This window comes from Amycolatopsis mongoliensis, from assembly GCF_030285665.1.
GTDB classification, from domain to species: domain Bacteria; phylum Actinomycetota; class Actinomycetes; order Mycobacteriales; family Pseudonocardiaceae; genus Amycolatopsis; species Amycolatopsis mongoliensis.
The window spans coordinates 7830774-7855226 of record NZ_CP127295.1 but is presented as its reverse complement, the minus strand read 5'-3'; the positions used below and the strand labels follow the sequence as shown (position 1 = coordinate 7855226).

29 protein-coding genes are annotated in these 24453 nt (G+C 71.5%); 20 read left to right on the top strand and 9 right to left on the bottom strand.

Annotated elements, in window-relative coordinates:
- Window positions 1–879 precede the first annotated feature (879 nt).
- From QRX60_RS37655 to QRX60_RS37640, 4 genes are read left to right on the top strand one after another with little or no spacing between them, the layout of a single operon-like run.
- Entirely contained in the window at window positions 880–1527 is a 648-nt protein-coding gene (locus QRX60_RS37655) for a hypothetical protein (protein WP_285996219.1), read from the top strand.
- On the top strand, window positions 1524–1847 hold the full coding sequence (locus QRX60_RS37650) for a hypothetical protein (RefSeq protein ID WP_285996218.1): 324 nt from the start codon (window positions 1524–1526) through the stop codon (window positions 1845–1847). The genes QRX60_RS37655 and QRX60_RS37650 overlap by 4 nt, the downstream gene beginning before the upstream one ends.
- On the top strand, window positions 1847–3064 hold the full coding sequence (locus tag QRX60_RS37645; protein WP_285996217.1) for a WXG100 family type VII secretion target: 1218 nt from the start codon (window positions 1847–1849) through the stop codon (window positions 3062–3064). Before QRX60_RS37650 ends, QRX60_RS37645 begins: the two co-directional genes overlap by 1 nt.
- A gap of 3 nt (window positions 3065–3067) precedes the next feature.
- On the top strand, window positions 3068–3484 hold the full coding sequence (locus QRX60_RS37640; RefSeq protein WP_285996216.1) for a hypothetical protein: 417 nt from the start codon (window positions 3068–3070) through the stop codon (window positions 3482–3484).
- Between the two features lie 160 nt (window positions 3485–3644).
- On the opposite strand, the gene QRX60_RS37635 is transcribed toward QRX60_RS37640, so the two are convergent.
- Both QRX60_RS37635 and QRX60_RS37630 read right to left on the bottom strand, forming a co-directional pair.
- Window positions 3645–3950 carry a hypothetical protein gene (locus QRX60_RS37635; RefSeq protein WP_285996215.1) on the bottom strand — a complete coding sequence of 102 codons (306 nt, stop codon included), beginning with the start codon at window positions 3948–3950 and terminating at the stop codon, window positions 3645–3647.
- Window positions 3951–4005: 55 nt separating this feature from the next.
- Entirely contained in the window at window positions 4006–4659 is a 654-nt protein-coding gene (locus tag QRX60_RS37630; protein ID WP_285996214.1) for a GntR family transcriptional regulator, read from the bottom strand.
- A 118-nt stretch (window positions 4660–4777) separates the two neighbouring features.
- On the opposite strand from QRX60_RS37630, the gene QRX60_RS37625 reads away from it, so the two are divergent.
- The 13 genes from QRX60_RS37625 to QRX60_RS37565 all read left to right on the top strand — a co-directional run bounded on the left by QRX60_RS37625 (window position 4778) and on the right by QRX60_RS37565 (window position 16894).
- A complete protein-coding gene (locus QRX60_RS37625) occupies window positions 4778–5533 on the top strand; it encodes an HpcH/HpaI aldolase family protein (protein ID WP_285996213.1) in 756 nt (251 codons plus the stop codon).
- Complete coding sequence (locus QRX60_RS37620) at window positions 5530–6216, top strand: MFS transporter (protein WP_285996212.1); 687 nt, start codon at window positions 5530–5532, stop codon at window positions 6214–6216. The genes QRX60_RS37625 and QRX60_RS37620 overlap by 4 nt, the downstream gene beginning before the upstream one ends.
- Window positions 6165–6851: an MFS transporter gene (locus QRX60_RS37615; protein ID WP_286003780.1), complete on the top strand. Its 687-nt coding sequence runs from the start codon at window positions 6165–6167 to the stop codon at window positions 6849–6851. Before QRX60_RS37620 ends, QRX60_RS37615 begins: the two co-directional genes overlap by 52 nt.
- A complete protein-coding gene (locus QRX60_RS37610; protein WP_285996211.1) occupies window positions 6848–7642 on the top strand; it encodes a carbon-nitrogen hydrolase family protein in 795 nt (264 codons plus the stop codon). Before QRX60_RS37615 ends, QRX60_RS37610 begins: the two co-directional genes overlap by 4 nt.
- 103 nt (window positions 7643–7745) lie before the next feature.
- Window positions 7746–8609 (top strand): TetR/AcrR family transcriptional regulator, encoded by an 864-nt coding sequence (locus QRX60_RS37605; protein ID WP_285996210.1) that lies wholly within the window; start codon window positions 7746–7748, stop codon window positions 8607–8609.
- An 8-nt stretch (window positions 8610–8617) separates the two neighbouring features.
- The gene (locus QRX60_RS37600; RefSeq protein ID WP_285996209.1) at window positions 8618–9511 is read left to right on the top strand and encodes a BKACE family enzyme; all 894 of its coding nucleotides are present in this window, start codon (window positions 8618–8620) and stop codon (window positions 9509–9511) included.
- Window positions 9504–10433, top strand: coding sequence for a 3-hydroxyacyl-CoA dehydrogenase NAD-binding domain-containing protein (locus tag QRX60_RS37595; protein WP_285996208.1), 930 nt, complete (start codon window positions 9504–9506; stop codon window positions 10431–10433). Before QRX60_RS37600 ends, QRX60_RS37595 begins: the two co-directional genes overlap by 8 nt.
- Window positions 10426–10854 (top strand): thioesterase family protein, encoded by a 429-nt coding sequence (locus tag QRX60_RS37590; RefSeq protein ID WP_285996207.1) that lies wholly within the window; start codon window positions 10426–10428, stop codon window positions 10852–10854. The genes QRX60_RS37595 and QRX60_RS37590 overlap by 8 nt, the downstream gene beginning before the upstream one ends.
- Window positions 10855–10887: 33 nt before the next feature.
- Complete coding sequence (locus tag QRX60_RS37585) at window positions 10888–12447, top strand: ABC transporter substrate-binding protein (RefSeq protein ID WP_285996206.1); 1560 nt, start codon at window positions 10888–10890, stop codon at window positions 12445–12447.
- Between the two features lies 1 nt (window position 12448).
- Window positions 12449–13405: an ABC transporter permease gene (locus QRX60_RS37580; protein ID WP_285996205.1), complete on the top strand. Its 957-nt coding sequence runs from the start codon at window positions 12449–12451 to the stop codon at window positions 13403–13405.
- Entirely contained in the window at window positions 13402–14295 is an 894-nt protein-coding gene (locus QRX60_RS37575) for an ABC transporter permease (RefSeq protein ID WP_285996204.1), read from the top strand. The genes QRX60_RS37580 and QRX60_RS37575 overlap by 4 nt, the downstream gene beginning before the upstream one ends.
- The gene (locus QRX60_RS37570) at window positions 14292–15851 is read left to right on the top strand and encodes an ATP-binding cassette domain-containing protein (RefSeq protein WP_285996203.1); all 1560 of its coding nucleotides are present in this window, start codon (window positions 14292–14294) and stop codon (window positions 15849–15851) included. The genes QRX60_RS37575 and QRX60_RS37570 overlap by 4 nt, the downstream gene beginning before the upstream one ends.
- Window positions 15852–15859: 8 nt before the next feature.
- Window positions 15860–16894 carry a serine hydrolase domain-containing protein gene (locus QRX60_RS37565; RefSeq protein WP_285996202.1) on the top strand — a complete coding sequence of 345 codons (1035 nt, stop codon included), beginning with the start codon at window positions 15860–15862 and terminating at the stop codon, window positions 16892–16894.
- A gap of 105 nt (window positions 16895–16999) precedes the next feature.
- Here the strand turns inward: QRX60_RS37565 and QRX60_RS37560 are convergent, their stop codons facing one another.
- Complete coding sequence (locus tag QRX60_RS37560; protein WP_285996201.1) at window positions 17000–18010, bottom strand: LacI family DNA-binding transcriptional regulator; 1011 nt, start codon at window positions 18008–18010, stop codon at window positions 17000–17002.
- Between the two features lie 180 nt (window positions 18011–18190).
- On the opposite strand from QRX60_RS37560, the gene QRX60_RS37555 reads away from it, so the two are divergent.
- Both QRX60_RS37555 and QRX60_RS37550 read left to right on the top strand, forming a co-directional pair.
- Window positions 18191–19171: a glycoside hydrolase family protein gene (locus QRX60_RS37555; RefSeq protein WP_285996200.1), complete on the top strand. Its 981-nt coding sequence runs from the start codon at window positions 18191–18193 to the stop codon at window positions 19169–19171.
- Window positions 19172–19193: 22 nt separating this feature from the next.
- Window positions 19194–20372 carry a CaiB/BaiF CoA transferase family protein gene (locus tag QRX60_RS37550; RefSeq protein WP_285996199.1) on the top strand — a complete coding sequence of 393 codons (1179 nt, stop codon included), beginning with the start codon at window positions 19194–19196 and terminating at the stop codon, window positions 20370–20372.
- On the opposite strand, the gene QRX60_RS37545 is transcribed toward QRX60_RS37550, so the two are convergent.
- Window positions 20357–20815 carry a GNAT family N-acetyltransferase gene (locus QRX60_RS37545; protein ID WP_285996198.1) on the bottom strand — a complete coding sequence of 153 codons (459 nt, stop codon included), beginning with the start codon at window positions 20813–20815 and terminating at the stop codon, window positions 20357–20359. The two genes, QRX60_RS37550 and QRX60_RS37545, sit on opposite strands and share 16 nt — an antisense overlap.
- 4 nt (window positions 20816–20819) lie before the next feature.
- Complete coding sequence (locus QRX60_RS37540) at window positions 20820–21575, bottom strand: HpcH/HpaI aldolase/citrate lyase family protein (protein ID WP_285996197.1); 756 nt, start codon at window positions 21573–21575, stop codon at window positions 20820–20822.
- Window positions 21576–21697: 122 nt separating this feature from the next.
- Here QRX60_RS37540 and QRX60_RS37535 point away from each other — a divergent pair, with 122 nt between their 5' ends.
- A complete protein-coding gene (locus tag QRX60_RS37535) occupies window positions 21698–21883 on the top strand; it encodes a hypothetical protein (RefSeq protein ID WP_285996196.1) in 186 nt (61 codons plus the stop codon).
- A 43-nt stretch (window positions 21884–21926) separates the two neighbouring features.
- Here the strand turns inward: QRX60_RS37535 and QRX60_RS37530 are convergent, their stop codons facing one another.
- From QRX60_RS37530 to QRX60_RS37515, 4 genes are read right to left on the bottom strand one after another with little or no spacing between them, the layout of a single operon-like run.
- Window positions 21927–22559: a GntR family transcriptional regulator gene (locus QRX60_RS37530; protein ID WP_285996195.1), complete on the bottom strand. Its 633-nt coding sequence runs from the start codon at window positions 22557–22559 to the stop codon at window positions 21927–21929.
- Window positions 22559–23221, bottom strand: a complete 663-nt coding sequence (locus QRX60_RS37525; RefSeq protein ID WP_285996194.1) for an HAD family hydrolase — start codon at window positions 23219–23221, stop codon at window positions 22559–22561. The genes QRX60_RS37530 and QRX60_RS37525 overlap by 1 nt, the downstream gene beginning before the upstream one ends.
- Window positions 23222–23241: 20 nt before the next feature.
- On the bottom strand, window positions 23242–24009 hold the full coding sequence (locus QRX60_RS37520; protein WP_285996193.1) for an alpha/beta fold hydrolase: 768 nt from the start codon (window positions 24007–24009) through the stop codon (window positions 23242–23244).
- A 20-nt stretch (window positions 24010–24029) separates the two neighbouring features.
- Window positions 24030–24398, bottom strand: a complete 369-nt coding sequence (locus QRX60_RS37515) for a DoxX family protein (RefSeq protein ID WP_285996192.1) — start codon at window positions 24396–24398, stop codon at window positions 24030–24032.
- Window positions 24399–24453 lie beyond the last annotated feature (55 nt).

Genomic DNA, 24453 nt, shown 5'->3' with positions numbered 1-24453 from the left:
CGCCTGCCGGGACGGTCGCAGGCCCCGGTGGAGACGCCACCCCATGACGGCACGCATCGACCGCACCACGCTCCCCTCCGTGGCAAACCAGGGTGGATCAGCCGGGCCGGCCAGGTATGCCTGCGCCGGTGAACTGACCGGTCCGGCGACCCGGTAGACAAGCTCCCGAGGTGCGTCGCGGCCCGGCATCCACACTGCGGACACCCACGGCCCCCACGACGGGACGTTTTGGCTGGTCAGGACCGATGAATGCCGGTTGCAACCGATCGCGAAATGGCCCAGACTCGGCCCGGCCGATCCACTGTGGACGGGATGCCACGCCAGCGGCCAGCCAACTGCCACCGGTGAGCCGTCCGCCGTCAACCGAGTGCTACACGATGCCTTTCTTGTCAATTTCTAGGCACAGGACGCCGGCGCCATCGAAATGCAGGTAACGTCGATGGAGTGATCCAGCGAGCCGCTGATAGGAGGGCTATCCGGAGCTTATTCATCTCGGCGAGATAACATCGAACAAGAACGAGCTTTTCCAGTTTCGTCACAGACCATGGCTTCGACTCGACAAAGTTGACCCGCCCACCACGCAGGGGGTCCACGCTGCGATCTGCCGCACAGGACCCACGGGCAGCAGTGGACACCTGGGGGCAAGTCCTCAATGTCAGGTATTTTGATAGAAGAAGGGCGTGATACTGGTGGGTGTCAGCCATATCCAGTCGACATTGGGAATGCCTGTCCTCCGTGCCACCCGTGATGAACGTGCCTCGTTGAACCTGGCGGTCGATTTCACGCGCTGTTGATGGCACCCCAGATCCGTGTTTAGGCCCGCGAACTCCGTCATCCGGCAGGCGTCTCTTGAGCTCCGATAGTGACCTGCGCCCGTCGATGGTGCGGGAGTACTCGAGCAAGACGCTCGCGTGCTACCGCCACCGGCTAGTGCACTACCAGCGCTGGTGCCGTACTCGCGGCTACCAGTCCGGTGCGGACGCGATCACGACCAGTGCAGATCGCTGCCACGGCGGCGCCCCGCTGACCGCCGCCAGGCTGTCACTGTTTGCAGCGGTTAGTACACTCATAGCCATGCAAGGGGGAGGCGCGGAAGCACAAGGTGACCCTTTTGTGGCCGTGTGCGCACAGGATGTGGTGTCTGGTCGGCGGGGTCTACACGAGTTCGATGCGGTGTTCGCCCGGGCGACGGTCTACGGGCGACGACCTGCTCGCCCCGGTGTCGAGACGGTCGACGTTGCCGGCCGTGGTCGATGGACGTTCGTGTTCTCCACGCCGCAGCGGCTCGCCGCGCACTTCGGAGATTGCGCCTTCTATGCGACCACCGGGGGCGATCTTCTCGAACAGCTGCCGATCGGTCTCGGCGTGATGCTCGATCCAGATGACGAGCACCGGCTCCCGATTCTGAATCGGATGGTGCCGCCGCAGGCTCTCGCGGCGATACGCCGCCGAGCCGAGCAGAAACGAACCGGGCATGGCATGCCCAGCGACGAGGTCAGGGGCAAGCGCGAGGAGGGCGCCGAGTGAGTGTGGACGGGCCCGGGTTCCATGTCGACGTCGACGTACTGGACAACGCGGGCAAGGGAATCACCCAGAGTGTCCATGACCAGGAGACGTTCGCGTTGCGCGGCCTGTGCGGCGATGCCGAACTCTACGGTCATGCCGGCGTGCACAACGCGCTGGCGGACTACTGCGCGCGGTGGAGCGCCGGCCTGGACACGCTGACCCAGGACGCCGGCGTGATCGGCGATTGCCTCACGCACGCCGCTGACGCCTATCGGGGAATCGACGAGGCGGCTGCGCGGCAACTTCCTGCGGATCCCGGCACCGCCGCGATCGGTGACTGATGGCCGAACTCGGCGAGACCGCAGATCCGCGCGCCCTGGTCCCCGGCGACCCGGCCGCGATCGAGGAGAACGCCCGGGTCCTGCACGGCCGGGCCCGGGGAACCGGACAGGCCGGGGACAGCCTCCGCCGGATCGACACCGGCTCGTGGGCCGGTCCGGCCGCAGCCAAGTTCCACGACAAGTTCAGCTACGAACCGGCCAAGTGGCTGGCCGCCTCCGACTCGTTCGACGCGGTCGCCGAAGCGCTCGACGGATATGCGCAGACGCTCCGCTGGGCGCAGGGGCAGGCGAGCGACGCCATTCGGCTGTGGAATCAGGGGCAGGCCGCAACGGCGGACGCGAAGGCCCGCTATGACCGCGACGTCACCAACGCCGACACCCAGAATCGGCAGCACGCAGCCAACGGTGACCCCACGCGGGTGACGGTCGCGCCGTTCTCCGATCCCGGCGAGGCCGACCGGCTGGCGGCGCGGGACACGCTCAACCGCGCCCGCCAGCAGCTCACCGAAGCCGGGGACCGGACCACAGAGACCATTTCCGACGAGGCCGGCGGCGCACCCACGGCTTCGGATTGGCTCGACGACGTCGGCGGCTTCTTCGCCGACTTCGGCGAAGGCGCCTGGAACGCGTTCAAGGGGTTCGGCGAAGGCGTGTGGAACCTCGTCTACGCCATCGGCGACCCCGGCAACCCCGACCACGACGGCTTGACCGACATCGCCTCGGCGGCATGGCACAAAGTCACCCACCCCGTGGACTTCGGCAAGAACCTCATCGCCTGGGACGACTGGGCCGACCACCCCGGCCGGGCCACCGGCCAGATCCTCGGCGGCCTGCTCATCGGCGGCGCGGCAGGCAAGCTGCTCAAAGGCACCCGAGCAGGAGAAAGAGCCGACCCGGCCGCGCCGAAACTACCGCCGGTGAAGGCTGCCCTGAACGAGTACTTCGACCAGGGTGCACCGCCGAAGGCCTCCGATCTGGCGCGTTACGCCGAGTCCAAGGGCTGGACGAAACAGCAGACCCCGAACGGCCCGCCGAAATACGTCGACGAGAACGGCATCGTACGGATGACCCTCAAGGAAGGCAGCGGCCGCGCCCCGGGGAGCGAGAACCCCCACGTCGAACTGCGCAACGAGGACGGGGTCCGCATCGACCCGCAAGGCAACCCGGTCACCAGGAAGAGCCTGGGAAACCACACACCGATCACCTGGGACCACTAGCACATGACGAACTACACCGACTTCCCCGACCTCGCCAACGTCTACCTCGAAGACAGCTTCGTCCTCGGCATCGACGAGACACCCACCTCGCTGTCCTTCCGGCTGGAAGCCGTGCTGACCCAGGCACACCCGCGCTATCACCAGCCGCGACCGGGTGAAGCGCACTGCTATGCGGACGCCGTGCTGACCATCGCCGACGCCACGAAGATCGAATGGATCACGCGGTCGTCCCAGACCTACCGCGACGCCACCGGCGAAGAAGACCTCGGCAACATCGACAGCCTCCAGCGTCACGCCGATCACTACGAGATCTTCGGAGACTGGGGCCACGTCCGGATCTTCTCGAGGGCGGCACCACGGCTGACTTTCATCCCGGAGGCCACGAACCCGGCGAAGCCGCAGGGCCCCACAACCACTTGATCGAGCCACCGGCCGTCCGCCGCGTACCGACCACAACTCATCGAGACGGCCTCACCGGCCGCGGCGCGGCCTGGGCCGGCCCGGCTGGGTTTGCTGGCATCGCCGGTCCAGGCAGCCTCCTCCGTGTGGCTCCCGACGCCGGAGTCGGTGTTCACCCTGTTCACAGCCCTATTCCACCCGTCGCGGCGTCGAACGGGCGGACGCAGACGCACACCCGCGCTGGAGATGTCCGCACCAGCCCGGAACCCCCGCAGGCCACGCAGTCGCGCAGCGCCACGTGGTCGGCGTCCGCGGACAGCCGCGGAATGTAGCGCCATCGGCCGGTGAGCACGTCCAGCTTGGCGAGCACCCGCCGGTAGGTCAGCAGCGGCTGCGGCAGACGCCGCCAGCCGCGCGCGCCGCCGGCGCCCGGGAATCCGAGGTAGTAGAAGATCTCCCCCAGTTCGCTGGCGATCTCGCAGCGCACCTCGGACCAGTCCCGGCCGGTCCGGCCGCCGCGGTTTCCGCGTCCGCGCGTGCGGTCAGCCGTGATCCAGCGCCGAGACCACTTCGGACACCGGGCGCAGGTGCTGGTTGAGGATCCTCAGCGCCTCCTCGGCGTCGTGGGCGTCCAACGCGGCCACCAGGGCACGGTGCTCGGCGTCGATCACCGGCAGCCGTTCCGGCCGGGCCTCCAGTGCGCGCACGGCGACCCGCTGCTGGCGCGACCGCAGCGTGTCGTACAACTCCGTCAGCACGCTGTTGCCCGCCGCGTTCACGATCGCGCGGTGGAAGGAGCGGTCCAGGCCCGAGACCGCGAACCAGTCGCGGGCCTTCCCGGCGCGGTCCATCTCCTCGATCAGGCCGGCCATCTCCGCGGGCGCTCCCGCCCGGACCGCGCACACTTCCGCGATCGCGTGGCCCTCGATCAGCCGGCGGCTCTGGTAGACCTCCTCCAGCTCGCGCGCGGTGACCGTGCGGACCTGCGCACCCTTGCGCGGCAGGAGGCTGATGAAGCGCTCGGCCTCCAGGCGGTGGAACGCCTCGCGCACCGGCGTCCGGGACACCCCGGTTTCGCCCGAGACCCACTGCTCGTCCAGGAACCGGCCGCCTTCGAGCTCGCCCGCGATGATCCCGTCGCGCAGCCAGGCGTACACGCGGTCCCGCGCCGGCCCGGCCGGTGCGCTGGTCGTCATGCCTCTCCCCTCGTCGTCCCAGCGGCCAGCTTAGCGTCTGGACCCATGGATATCCATCGTGTATACACGGTGCACACAACGACCGGAGCTACCGTCGTGAGCGCGCAGGAGGTTCCCGATGTCCCCAGTCCCCGCCGACCGGCGCTACGCCGTCTGGCTTTCCGATCCCTCGTTCGCGGCGGCCGAGATCGCCCGCGGGATCGGCTACGGCGCCGCCGTCCTCGACATCGAGCACGGCGCGTTCGACCTGGCCGACATCGAGCGGTTCGTCCCCTTCCTGCGGGCGCTCGGCCTGGAGGTGCTCGCCAAGGTCCTCGGGCCCGAGCGCGGCCCGATCCAGCAGGCCCTCGACTTCGGCGCCGACGCGGTCGTCATCCCGCACGTCGAGAACGCGGCGCACGCCAAGGCCGTCACGGCGTTCGCGAAGTTCCCGCCGCTGGGCGACCGCAGCTTCGCGGGCGGGCGCACCACCGGCTACCGCGGGTTCACCGACGCATGGGTCGCCGAGCAGGACCGCGGCACCCGCTGCCTGCCGATGATCGAGGACGCGGGTGCGCTCGAGGACATCGGCGAGATCCTGGCGCTGGACACCGTGGACGGCGTGTTCGTCGGCCCGTCCGACCTGTCCCTGCGCCGCGACCGGGGCGCCTACACGCGGCAGGAAGGCGACTTCGCCGACCTGCGGCGCGTCGCCGAAGCCGCCCGCATGGCCGGGAAGCCGTGGATCCTGCCCGCGTGGAGCCGCGAGGAGAAGGAGTTCGCCCTCGCCCACGGCGCCGGGCAGCTCGCCCTGACCATGCAGCACGGCGCACTCGCCGCCGGCCTCACGGCGGCTTTCGAGGAGACCACGTCGCTCGCGAAGCAGGCGCGATGACGACCACGGCACGAACCAGGACCCGCACCGCGGGCCGCACCCGCTGGGCGATCGCCGGCGTGCTCGGCGTCGGCTCCTTCGTCAACTACGTCGACCGCGTCAACCTCTCCATCGCCGGCCCCGAGATGATGCGCGAGTTCCACCTCAGCGCGGCCCAGCTCGGCGTCGTCGCCTCGGCGTTCCTCTGGACCTACGCGGTGCTGCAGCTGCCGATCGGCGCGATCATCGACCGGATCGGCGTCCGCTGGGTCAACCGCACGGCCGCCCTGCTGTGGGCGATCGCGTCGTTCCTGACGGCGTCGGCGGGCGGACTCGGCCTGCTCCTGTTCTCCCGGCTGGTCCTCGGATTCGGCGAGGCGCCCACCATCCCGGCCGGGTGGAAGGCGATCGGGCAGTGGTTCCCGCGGTCCGAACGCGGCCGCGCCACCGCGGTCTTCGACGGCTGCGCCAAGATCTCCAACGTCCTCGGCATCCCGGTGATGGCGTTCCTCGTGACCGCGTTCAGCTGGCACGCGGCGTTCGTCTTCACCGGCGTCCTCAGCGTCGGCTACCTGCTGGTGTGGTGGCTGCTGTACCTGACGCCGAAGCAGGCCCTGGCCCGCGGGCGGCTGTCCCCGAGGAGTTCGCGTACCTGCGCGACGGCGGCGCGGACGACGAAGACGCGCCCACCCCGAGTTCGCTGACCGGCCTGGGCCACCTGCTGCGCCGGCGCAAGACCTGGGGCCTCGCACTCGGGTACGCGTCCTACACCTACGCGTACTACGTCCTGCTGACCTGGCTGCCCGGCTACCTGGAAAAGCAGTTCGGCGTGAAGCTCCTCGCCGGTGGCTTCTACACGATGATCCCGTGGCTGGTCGCGGTGCTCGCGCAGTTCCTCGTCGGCGGGGTCGTGCTGGACCGGCTGATCGCCCGCACCGGCGACGAGACGAAGGCACGGCGGATCGTGCTCGTGGTGAGCATGCTGGTTTCGCTTTCCGTCGCCGGCGCCGCCTACGCCGGGTCGGTCGCGGTGGCGCTGGTGTTCTTGTCGGTCGGCGCCGCCGGGCTCGCCGTGTCGGTGCCGGCCGGATCGAGCATCGTCGCGGTCATCGCCCCCGAAGGCTGCTCCGGCACCCTCGGCGGCCTGGTCAACTTCGTGGCCAACATGATCGGCATCGCCGCGCCGATCGTCACCGGTGCCGTCGTGGACGTGACGGGCTCGTTCGCCGGGGCGTTCCTCGTCACCGGCGTGGTGCTGCTCGCCGGGATCTTCTGCTACACGGTCGTGCTCGGCAAGCTCGACCGCATGCCCGCCGCTCCCCGGAAGGAAACTGCATGACGCACGTGGCACTGGCGCAGTTCGCGCCCGGAGACGACAAGGCCGCCAACCTCGCGCTGATCACGAGGCTGGCCGGCGACGCGGCCGACCGCGGCGCGCGGGTGGTGGTGCTGCCCGAGTACGCGATGTTCACGGTCCCGGCGATGGACCGGCGGTTCGTCGACTCCGCCGAGGACCTCGACGGCGAGTTCGTCACGGGGCTGCTCGCGCTCGCCGCGAACCGGGGCGTCACGGTCGTGGGCGGGATGAACGAGCGCCTGGACGGCTCGCGGATCTCCAACACGCTCGTCGCGGCCGGACCGGACGGCGCGGTGGCCGCGCTCTACCGCAAGATCCACCTGTACGACGCCTTCGGCTTCCGCGAGTCCGCCGTCGTGCGCGCCGGCGAGATCACCGAACCGGAGACGTTCGAGGTCGACGGCGTCCGCTTCGGCCTCCAGACCTGCTACGACCTCCGCTTCCCCGAGGTCACCCGCCGGCTGGCCGACGCGGGTGCGCAGGTCGTGCTGCTGCCCGCGGAATGGGTGCCCGGTCCGCTGAAGGAGTACCACTGGAGCACGCTGGTGCGGGCCCGCGCGATCGAGAACACGGTGTACGTCGCGGCGGCGGGCCAGGCCGCGCCGACCGGGTCGGGCACCAGCATGCTCGTCGACCCGATGGGCGTGGTGGTGACGTCGCTCGGGGAGCAGACCGGGGTGGCCGTGGGCGAAGTGTCTGCGGAGCGGATCAGCGAGGTGCGGGCGAAGAACCCGGCCCTCGAGCTGCGGCGGTTCACGGTGGTGCCCCGCTGACCGACTGACCCATCAGTCAAGTCCCCGTCGCAACTCCGCTCAACCACAACGTTTTCCTCTTGGATATTGCGATTATCGCAACGTCGGGTTACCGTCTCCTGGCATGGACGAAACCGCCGAGCTGCGGGACCGGGTCCGCGGTCTGGTCAAGGCCATGCCGGGAGCCCAGCGGGAGTTCGCCGCCGCGATCGGGCTCGACGAGACGAAGCTGTCCAAGGCGCTGAACGGCACCCGCCGGTTCTCGCCGCACGAACTGGTCCGTGTCGCCGAGTACTGCGGCGTCACGGTCAACTGGCTGCTCAACGGCAGCGACGACGCGATCACCGTCACCGCGGTGCCCGCGCCGGCCGCGCGCCCGGCGAGCGACGATCCCGACCACCTCGCCCAGTCCGAGCCGCGCCGCCGCATCCTGGAGACGGCCTGGGCGCTGATCGCCGAACGCGGCTACCACAAGGTGCGCATCGCCGACATCGCCGAAGCGTGCGGCACCAGCACCGCCACCATCCACTACCACTTCCCCAGCAAGACCGAAGTCCTCAACGAAGCGTTGCGGCGCAACGTGAAGCTGGCGTTCGACCGCCAGGTCGCCGAGCTGCACTCCATCGAGGACGCGCAGGAGCGGCTGCACCGCCTGGTCGAGCTGCAACTGCCGACCGAAGGCGTCCTGCGCGCCGAATGGTCGGTGTGGCTGCAGGTGTGGAACGAGGTCGCGCTCGACCCGGGGTTCCGCGCGCTCTACACCGATTCCATCGACCGCTGGTACCGCACGATCGCGATGACCATCCGCACCGGCCGCGAGCAGGGCGTGTTCGCCGTGACCGACGCGGACGCGGCGACCACGCTGCTCACGGCGTTGATCGACGGTCTCGGCATCCAGGTGATGACCGGACGCCCCGGCAGCTCGGTCGAAAGCATGCGAGAACACCTGCACGACTTCATCGAAAGCTCGATCGTCAAGGGAGCCTAGGGAGCCTGATGAACCACGAGGTCATCGTCACCTGTGCCCTCACCGGGGCCGGGGACACCGTCGGCCGGAGCCCGCACGTCCCCGTCACGCCAGCGCAGATCGCCGCGAGCGCCGTCGAGGCCGCGAACGCCGGTGCCGCCGTCGTGCACATCCACGTCCGCGACCCGGAAACCGGCGGACCCTCGCGGGACGTCGCGCTCTACCGCGAGGTCGTGCGGCTGGTCAAGGAGTCCGATGTGGACGTCGTCGTCAACCTGACCGCGGGCATGGGCGGTGACCTGGTGATCGACCAGGAAGACCCGCTCAAGCCGGTCGACGGCACCGACCTCGTCAACGCGATGGATCGCCTGCCGCACGTAGAAGAGCTGCTGCCGGACATCTGCACCCTCGACTGCGGCTCCCTCAACTTCGGCGAGGGCAGCCAGCTGTACGTGTCCACTCCGGACATGCTGCGCACCGGCGCCAAGCGGATCCAGGAGCTGGGCGTCAAACCCGAGCTGGAGATCTTCGACACCGGGCACCTCTGGTTCGCGTCCAAAATGGTCGAAGAGGGCCTGATCGACGCTCCCCCGCTGTTCCAGCTCTGCATGGGCATCCCCTACGGCGCACCCGCCGACCCCGGGCTGTTGCAGGCGATGGTGCGGTTGCTGCCCGGCGGCGCGCAGTGGGCGTCGTTCGCGATCGGGCGGGACCAGATGCCGTGGGTGGCGCAGTCGGTGCTCCTCGGCGGGCACGTCCGGGTCGGCCTGGAGGACAACCTCTACCTGGCGAAGGGCGTCAAAGCCACCAACGGCCAGCTCGTCGAACGCGCCGTCGGCATCGTCCAGGATCTCGGCGCCACGGTGGTAAGCGCTTCCCGGGCCCGCGAGATCCTCGGCCTGAAGGAGCGTGTCCATGCCTGAGACGGTCGCGTGCGTCGGCGCCGGCGTGATCGGCGGCGGCTGGGTCGCGCACTTCCTCGCCCGCGGCTTCCACGTCCGGGCCTGGGACCCGGCACCGGACGCCGAGGCGAAGCTCCGCCGGCTCGTCGACGCCGCCTGGCCCGCCCTCACCTCCCTCGGCCTGGCCGACGGCGCGAGCCGCGACAACCTCGTCGTCACCGCCACGCTCGCCGAAGCGGTCGCGGACGCGGTGTTCGTCCAGGAAAGCGCCCCCGAGGACCTCCCCCTCAAGCAGAAGCTGCTCGCCGAGATCGACGCCGCCACCCCGCCCGGGATCGTCATCGCGTCCTCCACGTCCGGCTACGGCATGACCGAGATGCAGGCCGACGCGGCGACACCGGAGCGCCTGGTCGTCGGGCACCCGTTCAACCCGCCCTACCTGATCCCCCTGGTCGAGGTCGTCGGCGGCGAACGCACCGGCGCGTGGGCCGCCGAGCGGGCCGCGGACTTCTACCGGCGCGTCGGCAAGACCGTGATCACCATGGACCGCGAGGTCCCCGGCTTCATCGCCAACCGCCTGCAGGAGGCGCTCTGGCGCGAGGCCCTGCACATGGTCGCGAACGGCGAGGCCACCGTCGAGCAGATCGACACCGCCATCACCGCCGGGCCCGGGCTGCGCTGGCCGGTCCAGGGCCCCATGCTCACCTTCCACCTCGCCGGCGGGGAGGGCGGCATGGCCCACATGCTCGACCACTTCGGGCCGTCGCTCAAAGCACCGTGGACGCGGCTCGAAGCACCCGAGCTCACCCCCGGGCTGCGCGACGCCGTCGTCGCGGGCTGCGACGACGAGGCCGGGGACCGCACGATCGCCGACCTCATCGCCGAGCGCGACCGGGCGATCATCGCCGTCCAGCGCGCGGTCGGGGAGGCCCGCGATGGCTGAACTGTCCTACCGCGACCGCGTCCGCCCGGAGTGGATCGACTACAACGGCCACCTTTCCGAGCCCTACTACGTCCTGGTCTTCGGCGACGCGACGACGTTCCTGATGGACACCGTCGGGCTGGGCCCGGAATACCGCGAAACGGGATCGTCGCTCTACACGGTCGAAGCCCACATCCGGTACCTGCGGGAGGTCGGTCCGGACGCCGAGCTGGACGTCACGACCAGGGTGCTCGACGTCGGCGGGAAGAAGGTCCGCCTCTGCCACGAACTGCGCGTCGCCGGGGCCCTCGCCGCCACCGAGGAGATCCTGGCCGTCCACGTCACCGGGAGCAGAGCCTCGCCGCTCCCGGCCGATGTCGCCGAGCGGCTGCGCGGATACCTCACCCCGGTCCCGGACTACGCGGGACGCGCCATCGCCTGACCCGAACGCCCGCTCCCACCGGAAGTCCCCGCCATGGAAGAGCGATGCAGTCCCTTCACCCGCCGCAGGTTTCTCGCCGCCACCGGGGTCACGCTGCTGGCCGCCGGGTGCGGCACGACGTACGCCGCGCCGGTGCCGACCGGGCCACCCCGCTCAGGCGGCCGGCTGCGCGTCGGCGTCACCGGCGGTGGCGCGTCCGACACCCTCGACCCGCACACTCCCGCGACCAACCCGGACATCGCGCGGGTGATCAACCTCTACGAGCCCCTGCTGAACCGCGACCACGACTACCGGCCGGAGTTCCTGGTCGCGCGGTCGCTGACGGCGTCGCCGGACGCCCGGACGTGGACCGCCGTCCTGCGCGACGGGGTCAAGTTCCACGACGGCCGCCCGGTGACACCGGCCGACGTCGTCGCCACGTTCAAGCGGATCATGGACCCGAAGGACCCCAAGAGCGGCGCGGCCGGGCTGACCATGCTGGCCGAGGTGGTGCCGAGCGGCGACCGGGCCGTCGAGTTCCGGCTGAACACGCCGAACGCGGGCTTCGACGACCTGCTCGGCCAGTACTCCCTCGGCATCGTCCCGGCGGACTTCGACCTGAAGCGCCCGATCGGGACCGGCCCGTTCAAGGCCGGCTCGTTCACCGCCGGGCGGCAGAGCACGTTCGGCCGCAACGAACACTACTGGCGACCGGGGCAGCCCTACCTCGACGAGCTGGTGCTGATCAACTTCGCCGACGACGACGCCCGCATCAACGCGCTGCTCTCCGCCCAGGTCGACGCGATCGACCAGGTGCCGGTGGCCCTGGTCGACGTCCTGCGCAGCGACCCGCGCATCGAGGTCCTCGCGGCCGAGACGGGCACGTGGCTGCCGTTCACCATGCGCGTCGACCGGCCGCCGTTCGACGACGTCCGCGTGCGCCAGGCGATGCGGCTGGTCGTCGACCGGGAGCAGATGATCAACCAGGTCCTCAGCGGACAGGGCCGCCTCGGCAACGACCTCTACGCGCCGTTCGACCCCGCGTACGCGAAGGACCTCCCCCAGCGCAGGCAGGACCTCGACGCGGCGAAGCGGCTGCTGGCCGAGGCCGGTCACTCCACTTTGGACGTCGAGCTGGTCACCGCGCCGATCCAGGCGGGTGCGGTGGAGGCGGCCCAGGTGTTCCAGCAGCAGGCCAAGGCGGCGGGCATCACCGTCCGCATCCGCAAGCTCGACACCACGACGTTCTACGGCGAGAACTACCTGTCCTGGGACTTCGCGCAGGACTTCTGGTATACGCGCAACTACCTCCCCCAGGTCGCCGCGGGCTCGCTGCCGAAGTCGCCGTACAACGAGACCCATTGGCAGGACCCGGAGTTCGTCGACCTGGTCACCCGCGCGGGGGCCACCGTGGACCCCGTCGCGCGCGCGGGCCTGCTGGAACAGGCGCAGAAGATCGAGTACGAGCGTGGCGGCCTGATCGTGTGGGGCTTCGTCAACCAGGTCGACGCCCACCAGAGGTACGTCGCCGGGCTCGTCCCGGACCGCACCGGGATCTCGCTGAGCGGCTACCAGTTCCGGAACGCGTGGCTCGGCACGAGCGGGGAGGTGTGAGATGACCCGGCTGATCCTGCGGCGGCTGCTCGTCAGCGTCCTCGTGCTGTGGGTGGTGTCCCTGCTGGTGTTCGTCGCGACGCTGCTGCTGCCCGGCGACCCCGCGCGAGCCATCCTCGGCCAGCAGGCCACGCCCGAGCGGGTCGCCGCGCTGCAGCACCAGCTGCACCTCGACCTCCCCGTGTGGCAGCGCTACCTCGACTGGCTCGGCGGGCTGGTCACCGGTGACCTCGGCACGTCGACGTCCACCCAGGGACCGGTGACGGCGCTGATCGGCGACCGGATCTCGGCCTCGCTCGTGCTGCTGGTCGTCGCCGCGGTGCTGGCCACGCCGCTCGGGCTGGGGCTCGGCACGTGGAGCGCGATCCGCCGCGACCGCGCCACCGACCAGGTGATCTCCGGCGTCAGCCTGGTGATCGCCGCCCTGCCGGAGTTCGTCATCGGCGTCGCGCTGGTCGTGCTGCTGTCGACGACGGTGGTCAAGATCTTCCCGTCGGTGACGATCACCCCGCCGGGCGAGGCGGTGTGGCGCCAGCCGGCCCAGCTCGTGCTGCCGGTGCTGACGCTCGTGCTGGTCGTGACGCCCTACATCACCCGGATGATGCGGGCGACCATGAACGAGGTCCTCGAAAGCGGGTACGTCGAGATGGCGCGGCTCAAGGGCGTGCGCGAGCGGACGGTGCTGGTCCGGCACGCACTGCCGCACGCGATCGGCCCGGTCGCGCAGGTGGTCGCGCTGCAGCTGGCGTGGCTCGCGGGCGGTGTCGTGGTCGTCGAGTTCCTGTTCCGCTACCCCGGGATCGGCCAGGCGCTCATCGACGCGGTGGCCAAGCGCGACGTCGAAGTCGTCCAGGCGATCACGCTGCTCATCGCCGCGGTGTACATCGTGGTGAACCTCCTCGCCGACGTCGTCGGCATCCTCGCCAACCCGAAACTCAGGACGGAGGCGGGCCGATGACCGCCGTCGAACTCCCCGGGAGCGTCACCGAGGCCGCGCCGCCCGCGCGCTCCGGCGGGTTGTTCCGCACCGCGTGGACGTTCCCGCAGGCCAAGATCGGCACGGCGCTCACCCTCGTCGTGGTGCTCATCGCGCTGCTCGGCCCCTGGCTCGGGCCGGTGCTGACCGGGCACACCACGACCGACTTCGCCGGGAAGCCGTTCAAGCACGACGGCGTCTTCGGCACCGACGGCCTCGGCCGCGACGTGCTGACCCGGTTCCTCGCCGGCGGCACGACGCTGCTGCTCTACGCGGTGCTCGCCACCGCGCTCGGGATCGTGCTGGGTGCGCTGCTCGGCATGGTCACCGGGTACGGCGGCGGCCGGCTCGACAGCCTGCTCATGCGCGGCAACGACGTCCTGCTGTCCTTCCCGCAGCTGGTGATCGCGCTGCTGGCGATCGCGGTGATCGGACCGGAAGGCTGGCTGCTGGTGCTGGTCATCGGCCTGACGCACGCGCCGCGGACCGCCCGCGTCGCGCGCCAGGCCACGGTCGCGGTGGCCGGCCAGGACTACGTCCGGGCGGCCGAGATGTACGCCGTGCCGCGGTCGCGGATCCTGCTGCGCGAGATCCTGCCGAACATCACCGGCCCGCTCATGGTCGAGATCGGGCTGCGGCTGACCTACTCGATCGGGTACGTCGCGTCGCTCTCGTTCCTCGGTCTCGGCATCCAGCCGCCGTCGGCCGACTGGGGCCTGATGATCAACGAGAACCGGATCGCGCTGGTCGTCCAGCCCTGGGGCGTGCTGCTGCCGGTGCTGGCGATCGCCGCGCTGGCCGTGGGAACCAACCTGGTGGCCGACGCACTGGCCTCGGCCGCCGCCGGCCGGAAGCGGGAGGCCCGCGCATGAACGCCCTCGAAGTCACCGGGCTCGCGGTGTCGACCACCGCCGGCACCGCGGTCCTGTCCGATGTGTCCTACGCCGTCGCGCCCGGTGAGGTCCTCGCGCTGGTCGGCGAGTCCGGGTCGGGCAAGACCACCGCCGGGCTCGCCGCGCTCGGCCACTTCCGGCGCGGTCTCGCGCTGTCCGGCGGGCGGATCACCGTGTGCCCGCGGGACGCGGACCCGGTGGACGTCCTTTCGGCGGATGTCGCGGCGCGCCGGCGACTGCGCGGGAGCACGGTCGCCTACATCCCCCAGGACCCGGCGCTGTCGCTGAACCCGGCGCTGCGGATCGGGCTGCAGATCGCCGAGGTGCTCGAGACCCACGGCTACCCCGGCCCGGTCGGCGGGCGCGTCGGCGAGGTCCTGGAGGAGGTCGGGCTGCCGGCCGACCCGGCGTACCGGCGCCGCTACCCGCACCAGCTCTCGGGCGGGCAGCAGCAGCGCGTCGGCATCGCGATGGCGTTCGCGTGCCGCCCGGCCGTCGTGGTGCTGGACGAGCCGACGACCGGGCTGGACGTGGTCACGCAGTCCCTGGTCCTGAAGACGGTCCGGTCGCTGACCGCCGAGCACGGCGTCGCGGCCCTGTACATCACCCACGACCTCGCAGTGGTCGCCGAGATCGCCGACCGGGTCGCCGTGATGTACCGGGGCGCGATCGTCGAGTGCGGGCCCGCGTCGTCCGTGCTGCGGACGCCGTCGCACGCCTACACGCGGCGGTTGCTGGACGCGGTGCCGGATCCGGACGCCACGTCCGTGCCACCGCCTCCGGAAGACCCGCTGCTCACCACGAAGGGCGTGGCCGTCTCCTACGGCCGGCAGGTCGTGCTGCGCGGGGTCGACGTCTCGGTCGCCCGCGGGGAGTGCCTGATGCTGCTCGGCGAGTCGGGCTCCGGGAAGACGACGCTGTCGCAGTGCATCGCCGGGCTCACGCGGTCCTACACCGGGACGGTCTCGCTGGCCGGTACCGGGTTGGCGGTGTCCACCCGGCAGCGATCGGACGAACAGCGGCGCCGGATCCAGTACGTGTTCCAGAGCCCGTTCTCCTCGCTCAACCCGCGCAAGACGGTGGCGCAGTCGATCGAGGTGCCGCTCAAGCGGCTGACGTCGATGTCGCGCGCGGAACGTCGTGCGCGGGTCGGCGAAATGCTCGACCGGGTCCGGCTGGGCCGGGCGCTGGCCGACCGGCTGCCGGACCAGCTCAGCGGCGGCGAACGCCAGCGCGCCGCGATCGCGCGGGCCCTGGTCACCACGCCGGACGTGCTGGTGTGCGACGAGGTGACGTCCGCCCTGGACGTCTCGGTGCAGGCGACGATCGTCGAACTGCTCGGCGAGCTGCGCCGGGAGCTGGGGATGGCGATGCTGTTCGTGACGCACAACATCGCGCTGGCCGGCGAGGTCGCGGACCGGATCGCCGTGCTGCAGGGTGGGGCGATCGTCGAGGAGGGCCCGGTCCGGACGGTGCTGAGCGCGCCGTCGCACGCCTACACGCGGGAGCTGCTGGCCGCGACGCCGCGCTTGTGAAGGGTTCGGTGGCGCCGGGGTTCGAGCCGGTGCGGGACGCGTTCGCCACCGTGCTGGAGCGGACCGCCGGCGGGGCGGCGTTCAGCGTCGTGCGGCGGGGCGAGGTGCTCGTCGAGCTGTGGGGCGGGCCGGGCTGGGCGCGGGACACTCTCGTCGTGCTGTTCTCCGGGACCAAGGGGGTCGTGGCCACGGTGATGGCGTTGCTCCACGCCCGTGGGCTGATCGACCCCGCCTCGCCGGTCTCGCGGTATTGGCCGGAGTTCCCCTCGGGGGACGTGTCGCACGTGCTGTCCCACACGGTGGGCCTGCCGTACGTCGAGGCGGACGTGTCCTTCCTCGACAACCGGGCGAACGCCCGCGCCCTCGCGGCGCAACGTCCCTTGTGGACACCCGGTTCCCGGGTCGCCTACCACGCGGCGACCTACGGGTACCTGTGCACGGAGCTGATCCGGCGGGTGACGGGCCGGTCCGCGGGCGCGGTGGTGCGCTCGCTGCTGGGCGACGCCGACATCCACCTCGGCACACCGGCGTCGGAGGACCACCGCGTCGCGCGGCTGACGCGGTCGCCGGACTACCGGATCAGCACGTTCCTGCGCGATCCCGGCCGGCGTCGCGTCGTGGAGAAGATGTATCGCGGGCTGCTGGAGCCGGACACGATCAACTCGGCCGCGTACCGCCGGGCGGAGCTGGCCGCGGGCGGCGCGACGGGCACGGCGGCGGCGATGGCCCGGCTGTACGACCGGATCTGCGCGGGCCTGCTCCCGCGTCCGGTGCTGTCGGCGGCGACGTCGACGTGGTCGTCGGGCATCGACGCGATCAACGACCGCCCGGTCCATTTCGGCCTGGGGTACGAGCTGCCCGACTCGCTGGGAACGTACGGGCCGGCGCGAGCGGCGTTCGGCCACTCCGGCGCGGGCGGCGGGCGGCACGGCGCGTGGCCGGAGGCGGAACTGGGGTTTTCGTTCACGACGAGCGAGCTGCAACCCGAGGACACCGACCGGCGGGGTTCGCTGCTGCTGGAGGCCTTGGCCGGGTGCCTCTGAGCGCCCCAAGGCGGCCTTGGTTGCGCTCAACGCACCGAAGGCCGCCTTGGGTGCGTCGAACGCACCGAAGGCCACATTGGGGCGCTCGCGAACCGGCACCGGCGCTCAGGCGAGCGTCGCGATCGTCTCCCCCGCCACCGGGGGGCACGTCAGCAGCCGGTGCAGGGACGGCTCGCCCGAGCCCGGCTCGACCAGCGACGCCAGCAGCCGCACCGCCGCCCGGCCGAGCGCCCGGCGCGGGACCTCGAACCCGCTGATCACCGGCCCCGCCGTCCCGGCCGGGGGCCGGCCCAGAACGGCCAGCGAAACGTCGCCCGGTACCGAGACGCCGGCCTCGCCCAGGGCCCGCCAGGTCGCGTGGAACACCGCGCCCGTGTCGGTCTCCTCGACCACCAGCGCCGTCACGCCGTCGTCGAGCCAGCAACGGACCGAAGGCCCGTCGAGGTCCGCACCGTCGGTGCGGACCACCACGAGAGACAGCCCCGCGGCGGCCGCCGCCGCGCGCACTCCGCGTTCGCGGTCACCCGAGGAAGGCGCGTCGTCCGGCTCGCGCAGGTACCGCACGCGCGTGTGGCCCGCCCGCGCCAGCCGCGTGATCACCTCGGCCGAGGCGGACACGTAGTCCGCGCCCACGTGCGGGATGCGGCCGCCCAGCTCGGTGCGGCGTCCGATGTAGACGATCGGGAAGCCGGCGGCCAGCAGGTCGGCGATCCCGTCCACCGGCACGTGCCGGCCCAGGAACAGGCAGCCGTCGGCCAGCCGGGTCCGGCGGATCCGGTCCGGTGCCGCGCTGGACGCGGTGAACATGATCAGGTCCTTGCCGAGCGCCGCCGCCTCCGCCTCGACACCGGCCAAGATCGGGTAGTACGCATCGGCGACGTCGACGGGGAACGCCGGCGTGAACGTGTAGACGCCCAGGAGGTTGTTGCGCGTGGCCGCCAGCCGCGAGGACACCGGGTCGGGCACGTACCCCAGCTGCTCGGCCGCCTCCAGCACCCGCAGCCGCGTCCGTTCCGACAGCCGGACCCCGGTGCGGTTGCCGCCCAGCACCACCGACACCGTCGCCTGCGAAACCCCGGCCACGCGGGCGATGTCGGCCTGCCGCACCTTGCCCATCGCCACCTCGCCCGGAGTCAGCTGATCCGATTCAGAGTGCGGGCCTCCCCGGGGCTCGTCAACCGTTTTGCCCGAAACTCCAGCAAACCTGTCCCGACCGTACTAATACGTATTACTTCATTGACCACGTCGCCTGACGCGTGCCACCGTCGCCGCATCCGAGACCTCGAAGGAGCGGTCATGACCCTCACCCGACGCGGCCTGCTGGCCGGCGCGGCCGCGCTCGGCGCCGGCGCGATGCTCCCGTCCGCCGCCACCGCCGCGCCCGCCGGCTTCCCCGACTACCGCTACCAGCGGCTCGCCCTCGTCAAGAGCAAGCTGCGCTACAACCCGACCGGCGAACTGATCTTCCCCTGTGTGCGCGGCACCAAGGACCGCATCCCCGGCGCCCTCGGCGCCTACTACCTCTACTACGCGCCGCACGACGCCCCGGGCGGGATCTGCCTGGCCTACGCGAACTCCCTCGACGAGGAGTTCACCGAGTACGCGGGCAACCCGATCATCGGGAACTCCTGGCCCGGCGAGTACTCGGTCAGCCACGTCTCTTCCCCGCACGCGCTGTGGAACGACGACGTCGACCGGATCTACCTGTACTTCCACGGCGAGAACACCGTCACGCGCCTCGCCAGCTCCGCCGACGGCATCCACTTCACCTACGAAAAGGAAGTGCTGTCGACCCGGCTGCAGCCCGCGGGCACCACCGAAACGTCGTACGCGCGGGTGTTCCGCCAGGACCTGCCCGCGAAGAACGCCCGCTACGTCATGGTCTTCATGCTCAACAACACCACGAACCACCGCGACATCGGCTGGGGCTGGTCGCCCGACGCGCTGAACTGGACGTTCTCCCCGACCCCGCTCGTGCGCCACACCGACGTCGGCGCGTCCGACATCGGCGGCCCGCACCTGCTGTACCGCAACAACAGCACGTACGTCGTCTACAACACCGACATCGCGCACGGCGGGAAGCTGATGATCACCGAGGTCGGCAACGACTTCTCGAAGCGCGTCCACCTCGGGACGTTCCACACCCCGCTCGCCGGCGCGCCGGACCACGGCCGGTCGGCGGCCCCCAGCTTCGGCACCTACCAGGGCCGCGAGTACATGATCTACGAAGCCGGCGAGCGGCTCGCCGGGAACATCGCCATCGCCCGCGCGGTCTGACCCCGGGTGGCAGGATGCGGCCATGCGTTCCCTGCCCCTCGCCGGCGTCACGGTCGTGTCCTGCGAACAGGCGGTCGCCGCGCCGCTGGCCACCCGGCACCTGGCCGACCTCGGCGCCCGGGTGCTCAAGATCGAGCGGCCGGGCAGCGGCGACTTCGCCCGCGCGTACGACGAAACCGTGCACGGCCAGTCCAGCCACTTCGTCTGGCTGAACCGGTCCAAGGAGAGCGTCACGCTCGACCTCAAGAGCGAGGCGGCGGCGCCGGTCATGGCGGCCTTGCTGGACCGGGCCGACGTGTTCGTGCAGAACTTCGCACCCGGCGTCGCCGAGCGGCTCGGCCTCGGAGCCGCGGCCCTGCGCGCCACGCGGCCCCGGCTCATCACGTGCTCGGTGTCGGGCTACGGCTCGAGCGGCCCGTACCGCGACGCGAAGGCGTACGACCTGCTCATCCAGTCCGAGGCCGGACTGGTCTCGGTGACGGGGTCCGCATCCGAGCCGGCCAAGAGCGGCATCCCGGCGGCGGACATCGGCGCCGGGATGTACGCGTTCTCCGGCATCCTCTCCGCGCTCTACGACCGCGAGCGCACCGGGCAGGGCACCGAGCTGGAAGTCAGCCTGTTCGACTCACTGGTCGAGTGGATGGGGTTCCCGCTCTACTACGCCGGCTACGGCGGCACGCCCCCGCCGCGCACCGGCACCAGCCACCCGGCGATCGCGCCCTACGGCACCTTCGCCGCGGGCGACGGGACCGAGCTGGTGCTGGCGGTGCAGAACGAGCGCGAGTGGGCGGCGTTCTGCGAGCACGCGGTCGACCGGCCGGACTGGGTCACCGACGAGCGGTTCGCCACCGGCAGCGCCCGCGTCGCGAACCGGCCGGTGCTGGAACGCGAGATCGACGCGGTCTTCGCCCGCCTGACCGGCGCCGAGCTGGAGGCACGGCTGAGCGCGGGCCGGATCGCGCACGCTCGCCGCCGCGAGCTCCCCGACGTCCTGGCGCACCCGCAGCTCACCGCACGCGACCGCTTCGCGGAGGTTTCGACGCCGGGCGGGCCGATCCGGGCCACGCTGCCGCCGATCACGGTGCCCGGCCGCGCGCCGCGGATGGACCCGGTGCCGGCGCTGGGCGAGCACACCGACGCGGTGCTGGCGGAGTTCGGCTTCGACGCGGAAGCACTGCGGCGAGGTCAGGGCGGCGGGTAGCGCATGGCGATCTTGTGCACCCGCGGGCGGCCGGTCTCGACGAAGCCGATCCGCTCGTAGAAGATCTTCGCGCGCTTGTTGACGTCGAGGACTTCGAGCACGACGGCCTGTCCGCGCGACGCCGCTTCGGTGACCAGGCTCAGGACGATGTGCCCGCCGAAACCGCGGCCCTGGTACACCGGGTCGAGCTCGATCCGGCCGAGGACGACGTCGGTCCCGGTGTCTTCGACGGTCAGCGCGCCGGCGTCGTGGCCGTCGACGGTGATGATCTGCGTGTGCTCCACGTCGAAGTTCTTCTCGTGGTGCGCACGTTGCGCCGGCTCGTCCCAGCCCCAGATCGCCTCGACGTACTCGCCGAGCGCGCTGCGGTGCAGCTGGAAGCAGAACTCGTCGTCGCCGGACCTGAGCCGGCGCAACGCGACCTTGTGCGATTTGCGGGCCATGCGCTCACTCCCCCAGGATCCGCCGGGCCCGGACGAGCACCGGCCTGTCGACCATCCGGCCGTCCACAGTGGACGCCGACGCGCCCGCCGTGAGGACGCTGCGGGCCCACTCGCGCTCGGCCTCAGTCGGCGCGAAGCCCGCACGGACCGGCTCCACCTGGCGCGGGTGGATGCACAGCTTGCCGCCGAAGCCCATGCGGCGCGCGCAGCGGACGTCGGCCTCGAGCCGTTCGTCGTCGCGCAGGTCCGTCGTGACGCCGTCCACCGGCGGTGCCAGCCCGGCCGCCGCCGACGCGATCACCAGCCGCGAGCGCGCGTAGGCGAACGGCTCCGGGTCTTCGGGCGCGACGCCGAGCTCCGCGGCCAGGTCGACGCTGCCGAACGCCAGGCGCGTCACCGACGGGACGGCGGCCAGCTCACCCGCGCGTTCGACGCCTCGCGCGGTCTCGACGAGGGCCACGACCTCGCGGAAGGCGGCAAGTACCCCGGGCGTCTCGGCCTTCGGCACGACCACCGGGACTCCGCGGGCGGTGACCAAGGCGGCGTCGGCGTCGAACCAGGGCGTGCCCGGGGCGTTGATCCGGACCAAGGCCTGGCTGGTCTCGAGCCAGGCCTCGACGTGGCCGCGAGCGGTGTCCTTGTCCGCCGGGGCGACGGCGTCTTCCAGGTCCAGGATCACGACGTCGGCGCCGCTGCCCACGGCCTTGCCGAAGCGGTCGGGCCGGTCGCCGGGCACGAACAGGAACGTGGTCGCGGGCACGGACCCAGCCTAAGGGCGGGTAAGGGGCCGGTGGGGCGCGGAGTGCGCGTTCACCCGATGCGGCGGCGGTCCCCTCAGGACGAACGTGGGGTTCCTCGGCAGAACCTAGGTGAGGAACGACCATGCGAGGCGACTGGATCTACGACTGGGTGCGCGTGGAGATGGAGTACCGGGCGGGGCCGCCCCCGGCGGTGCGCCGGCCGCGGGAGCCGCGCCCGGCGCCGCGGCATTGGGCGGCCTTGCGGGCCGGGTTGTTCCCGGGCGGCCGGGCCGAGGTGCAGCACGGCAGTCCCGCGGCAGGCTGCTGACGGCGAGGACCGGATCGCGCCGGCGTGCGCTACTCAGGAGGACTCAGAGGTCGAGCAGCCCGCTCCGGGCCCGCTCGAGATGGTCGCGCATCTCCGCCTCCGCGCTCGCCGGGTTCCCCGAAGCGATCGCCTCCAGCAGCCGCCGGTGCTCCACCGCCAGCTCGCCCGGATCCGGGTACGACCCCCGCAACCGGGCCAGGCAGAGCTGCATCTCCTCCTGCAGCGGCGGGTAGATCCGGCTCAGCCGGACACTCCCCGCCGCGTCGACGAGGGCCAGGTGGAACGCCGTGTGCGCCTCCACCCGCTCGCTCCAGCCCGCCGTCGCCGGCAGGGCCTCCAGCACCGCCAGGGCCGCCGACACCCCGTCCAGCGACCGCCGCTGCCCGACGATCAGCCGCGCCGCCGTCAGCTCCAGGGGAAGCCGGACGGTGAACAGGTCCCGGACGTCGTCGCCGGTCAGGACCGGTACCCGCAGGGACCGGCTGTCGGACCGTTCCACCAGGTGCCGGGCGACCAGCTCCTGCAACGCCGACCGCACCGTCGGGCGCGCCACGCCGAACGTCGTCGCCAGGCCCTGCTCGGTCAGCGGCGTCCCCGGTGCCAGCTCGCCGCTGAGGATCCGGCGGCGCACCTCGGCGACCAGCGCGTCGCGGGTGTTCGTCGTCTGCAGCACCATCAGGACGCGTGCACCCGCTCCACCGTCGCGACCAGGTCGCCGAGACCGGGCAGCACGGCGTCGGCGATCGACGGGTCGTGGTCTTCGGCGTGCCGGTTGATCCAGACCCGGCGGATGTCGAGCGCCTGTGCCGGCACCATGTCGTGGAGGTGGCTCTGCGCGATGTGGACCCAGTTCTCGCGCGTGGCATCGAAGGACGACGCGAAGCGCGTGAAGTGCGCATGCCCGGGCTTGTACGACCCGACGTCTTCGGCGGTCACGGTCACATCGATCGGCACGGCGAGCCGCCGCTGGGTCTCGCCGATGAGGTCGCGGTCGCAGTTGGTCAGCAGCGCGAGCCGCCAGCCGGCTTCGCGCAACGCCGTGAGCGCCGGCCGGACGTCGGGGAACACCGGCCAGTACGGCAGCCCGGTCCCGAGCACGGACGCGTCGTCGGGCACCAGTTCGACACCCGCTTCGGCCGCGGTCCGCCGCAGCGACTCGGCGAGCACCTCCCGGTACCGCCGGACCGGCTGTTCGGCCTGCACCTGCGGTTCGATCCGGTTGTAGACCTCCAGCAGCTCCGCGCCCCGGCCGGGGAACAGCAGCTCGATCCCGGTCGCGATGCCGTGGCGCCAGTCCACCAGCGTGCCGAAGCAGTCGAATGTCGCCCAACGAGTCATACCGTCAGTCTGATATACGGTTATACCGAACGCAAGAACTCCGTCAGCGCCGGGTTCACCTCGTCCGGGTGGGTGTAGCTGAGGAAGTGGGCGCCGCCGTCGACGACGACCAGCGGCTCGGCCGCGGGCAGCGCCTCCACCAGCTCGGCGGCCCGCTCGACCGGGTAGGCGAGATCCGCCGAGCCGTGCAGCACCAGGGCAGGGCACGCGATCTCGCCCGCCCGCGAGAGGACCTCGTCGCGGTCGACGAGCGCGTTCATCGCCGGCGTCAGCTGTGACGGCGACACCGAGGCCCACCGTTCCTTCCACTCGTCCACGGGAAAGCCGCCGAAGCAGATCCGCGCGACGCCGTCGAGCACTTCGGGTGGTGCACCGCCGCTCACCCACGCGTCCAGCACCGCCCGGTACCCGGCGGCCACCGCGGGGTCCTCGGCGGCCGCCGACGTGCCGAGCACCGCGAGCGCCGTGACCCGCGAAGGCGCCAGCAGCGCCATCCGCAGCGCGACGAACCCGCCCTGACTGGTCCCCACGACCGCCGCGCGCGGAACGCCGAGCGCGTCCAGGACGGCCAGGACGTCCCGGGCGACGTCCCAGTAGTCGAAGGGCCCGGTCGCGGGTGTGCCGCCGTGGCCGCGTTCGTCCACCGTGATGCACCGGAAGCCCTCGAACGCCGCGAGCTGCGGGGCGAACATGCGGCCGTCCATCAGGAAGCTGTGCAGCAGCACGACCACCGGGCCGGACCCGCCGTGGTCGGTGTACGCCACTTCCCGGCCACCGGGAACGAGCAAGGGGAACCTCCGCAAGAGTCTCAGCCGGCGAACCGGCCCACCGCCACGAACGCCGCCAGCACCAGCAGCACGACGTTCATCGGCAGCGCCTTGGTCTCCTTGCGCCGTGCGTGCACGATGATCGCACCGATCTGGATCACCGCCAGCCCGGCGGCGGCCAGCGGCGTGAGCACCGGCGCGATGTCCAGGGCCTGCGGCAGGACCAGTCCGATCGCGCCGAGGATCTCGACCGCGCCGATCCCCTTCACCGCCGCGCCGGAGAAGTCCGCCGTCCAGCCCATGTTCGGGTTTTCCAGCAGCTTCTCCCGCGGCGTCGCCAGCTTCATGCCGCCGGCAGCGAGGTACAGCGCGGCGAGCACACCCGCCACGATCCACAGGACGACGTTCACGATGACCTCCGGTCCGAAGAAAGTGATTGAACACTACATCAGTTTCCGGAGATTA

Excerpts from the sequence above, each read along its gene's own strand:
- QRX60_RS37610 (WP_285996211.1), top strand. The coding sequence starts at position 6,848 with ATGACGCACGTGGCACTGGCGCAGTTCGCGCCCGGAGACGACAAGGCC.
- QRX60_RS37590 (WP_285996207.1), top strand. The coding sequence starts at position 10,426 with ATGGCTGAACTGTCCTACCGCGACCGCGTCCGCCCGGAGTGGATCGAC.
- QRX60_RS37555 (WP_285996200.1), top strand. The coding sequence starts at position 18,191 with ATGACCCTCACCCGACGCGGCCTGCTGGCCGGCGCGGCCGCGCTCGGC.
- QRX60_RS37575 (WP_285996204.1), top strand. The coding sequence starts at position 13,402 with ATGACCGCCGTCGAACTCCCCGGGAGCGTCACCGAGGCCGCGCCGCCC.
- QRX60_RS37630 (WP_285996214.1), bottom strand. The coding sequence starts at position 4,659 with ATGACGACCAGCGCACCGGCCGGGCCGGCGCGGGACCGCGTGTACGCC.
- QRX60_RS37645 (WP_285996217.1), top strand. The coding sequence starts at position 1,847 with ATGGCCGAACTCGGCGAGACCGCAGATCCGCGCGCCCTGGTCCCCGGC.
- QRX60_RS37595 (WP_285996208.1), top strand. The coding sequence starts at position 9,504 with ATGCCTGAGACGGTCGCGTGCGTCGGCGCCGGCGTGATCGGCGGCGGC.
- QRX60_RS37570 (WP_285996203.1), top strand. The coding sequence starts at position 14,292 with ATGAACGCCCTCGAAGTCACCGGGCTCGCGGTGTCGACCACCGCCGGC.
- QRX60_RS37530 (WP_285996195.1), bottom strand. The coding sequence starts at position 22,559 with ATGGTGCTGCAGACGACGAACACCCGCGACGCGCTGGTCGCCGAGGTG.
- QRX60_RS37600 (WP_285996209.1), top strand. The coding sequence starts at position 8,618 with ATGAACCACGAGGTCATCGTCACCTGTGCCCTCACCGGGGCCGGGGAC.
- QRX60_RS37550 (WP_285996199.1), top strand. The coding sequence starts at position 19,194 with ATGCGTTCCCTGCCCCTCGCCGGCGTCACGGTCGTGTCCTGCGAACAG.
- QRX60_RS37580 (WP_285996205.1), top strand. The coding sequence starts at position 12,449 with ATGACCCGGCTGATCCTGCGGCGGCTGCTCGTCAGCGTCCTCGTGCTG.
- QRX60_RS37545 (WP_285996198.1), bottom strand. The coding sequence starts at position 20,815 with ATGGCCCGCAAATCGCACAAGGTCGCGTTGCGCCGGCTCAGGTCCGGC.
- QRX60_RS37605 (WP_285996210.1), top strand. The coding sequence starts at position 7,746 with ATGGACGAAACCGCCGAGCTGCGGGACCGGGTCCGCGGTCTGGTCAAG.
- QRX60_RS37525 (WP_285996194.1), bottom strand. The coding sequence starts at position 23,221 with ATGACTCGTTGGGCGACATTCGACTGCTTCGGCACGCTGGTGGACTGG.
- QRX60_RS37620 (WP_285996212.1), top strand. The coding sequence starts at position 5,530 with ATGACGACCACGGCACGAACCAGGACCCGCACCGCGGGCCGCACCCGC.
- QRX60_RS37625 (WP_285996213.1), top strand. The coding sequence starts at position 4,778 with ATGTCCCCAGTCCCCGCCGACCGGCGCTACGCCGTCTGGCTTTCCGAT.
- QRX60_RS37655 (WP_285996219.1), top strand. The coding sequence starts at position 880 with ATGGTGCGGGAGTACTCGAGCAAGACGCTCGCGTGCTACCGCCACCGG.
- QRX60_RS37640 (WP_285996216.1), top strand. The coding sequence starts at position 3,068 with ATGACGAACTACACCGACTTCCCCGACCTCGCCAACGTCTACCTCGAA.
- QRX60_RS37585 (WP_285996206.1), top strand. The coding sequence starts at position 10,888 with ATGGAAGAGCGATGCAGTCCCTTCACCCGCCGCAGGTTTCTCGCCGCC.
- QRX60_RS37560 (WP_285996201.1), bottom strand. The coding sequence starts at position 18,010 with ATGGGCAAGGTGCGGCAGGCCGACATCGCCCGCGTGGCCGGGGTTTCG.
- QRX60_RS37535 (WP_285996196.1), top strand. The coding sequence starts at position 21,698 with ATGCGAGGCGACTGGATCTACGACTGGGTGCGCGTGGAGATGGAGTAC.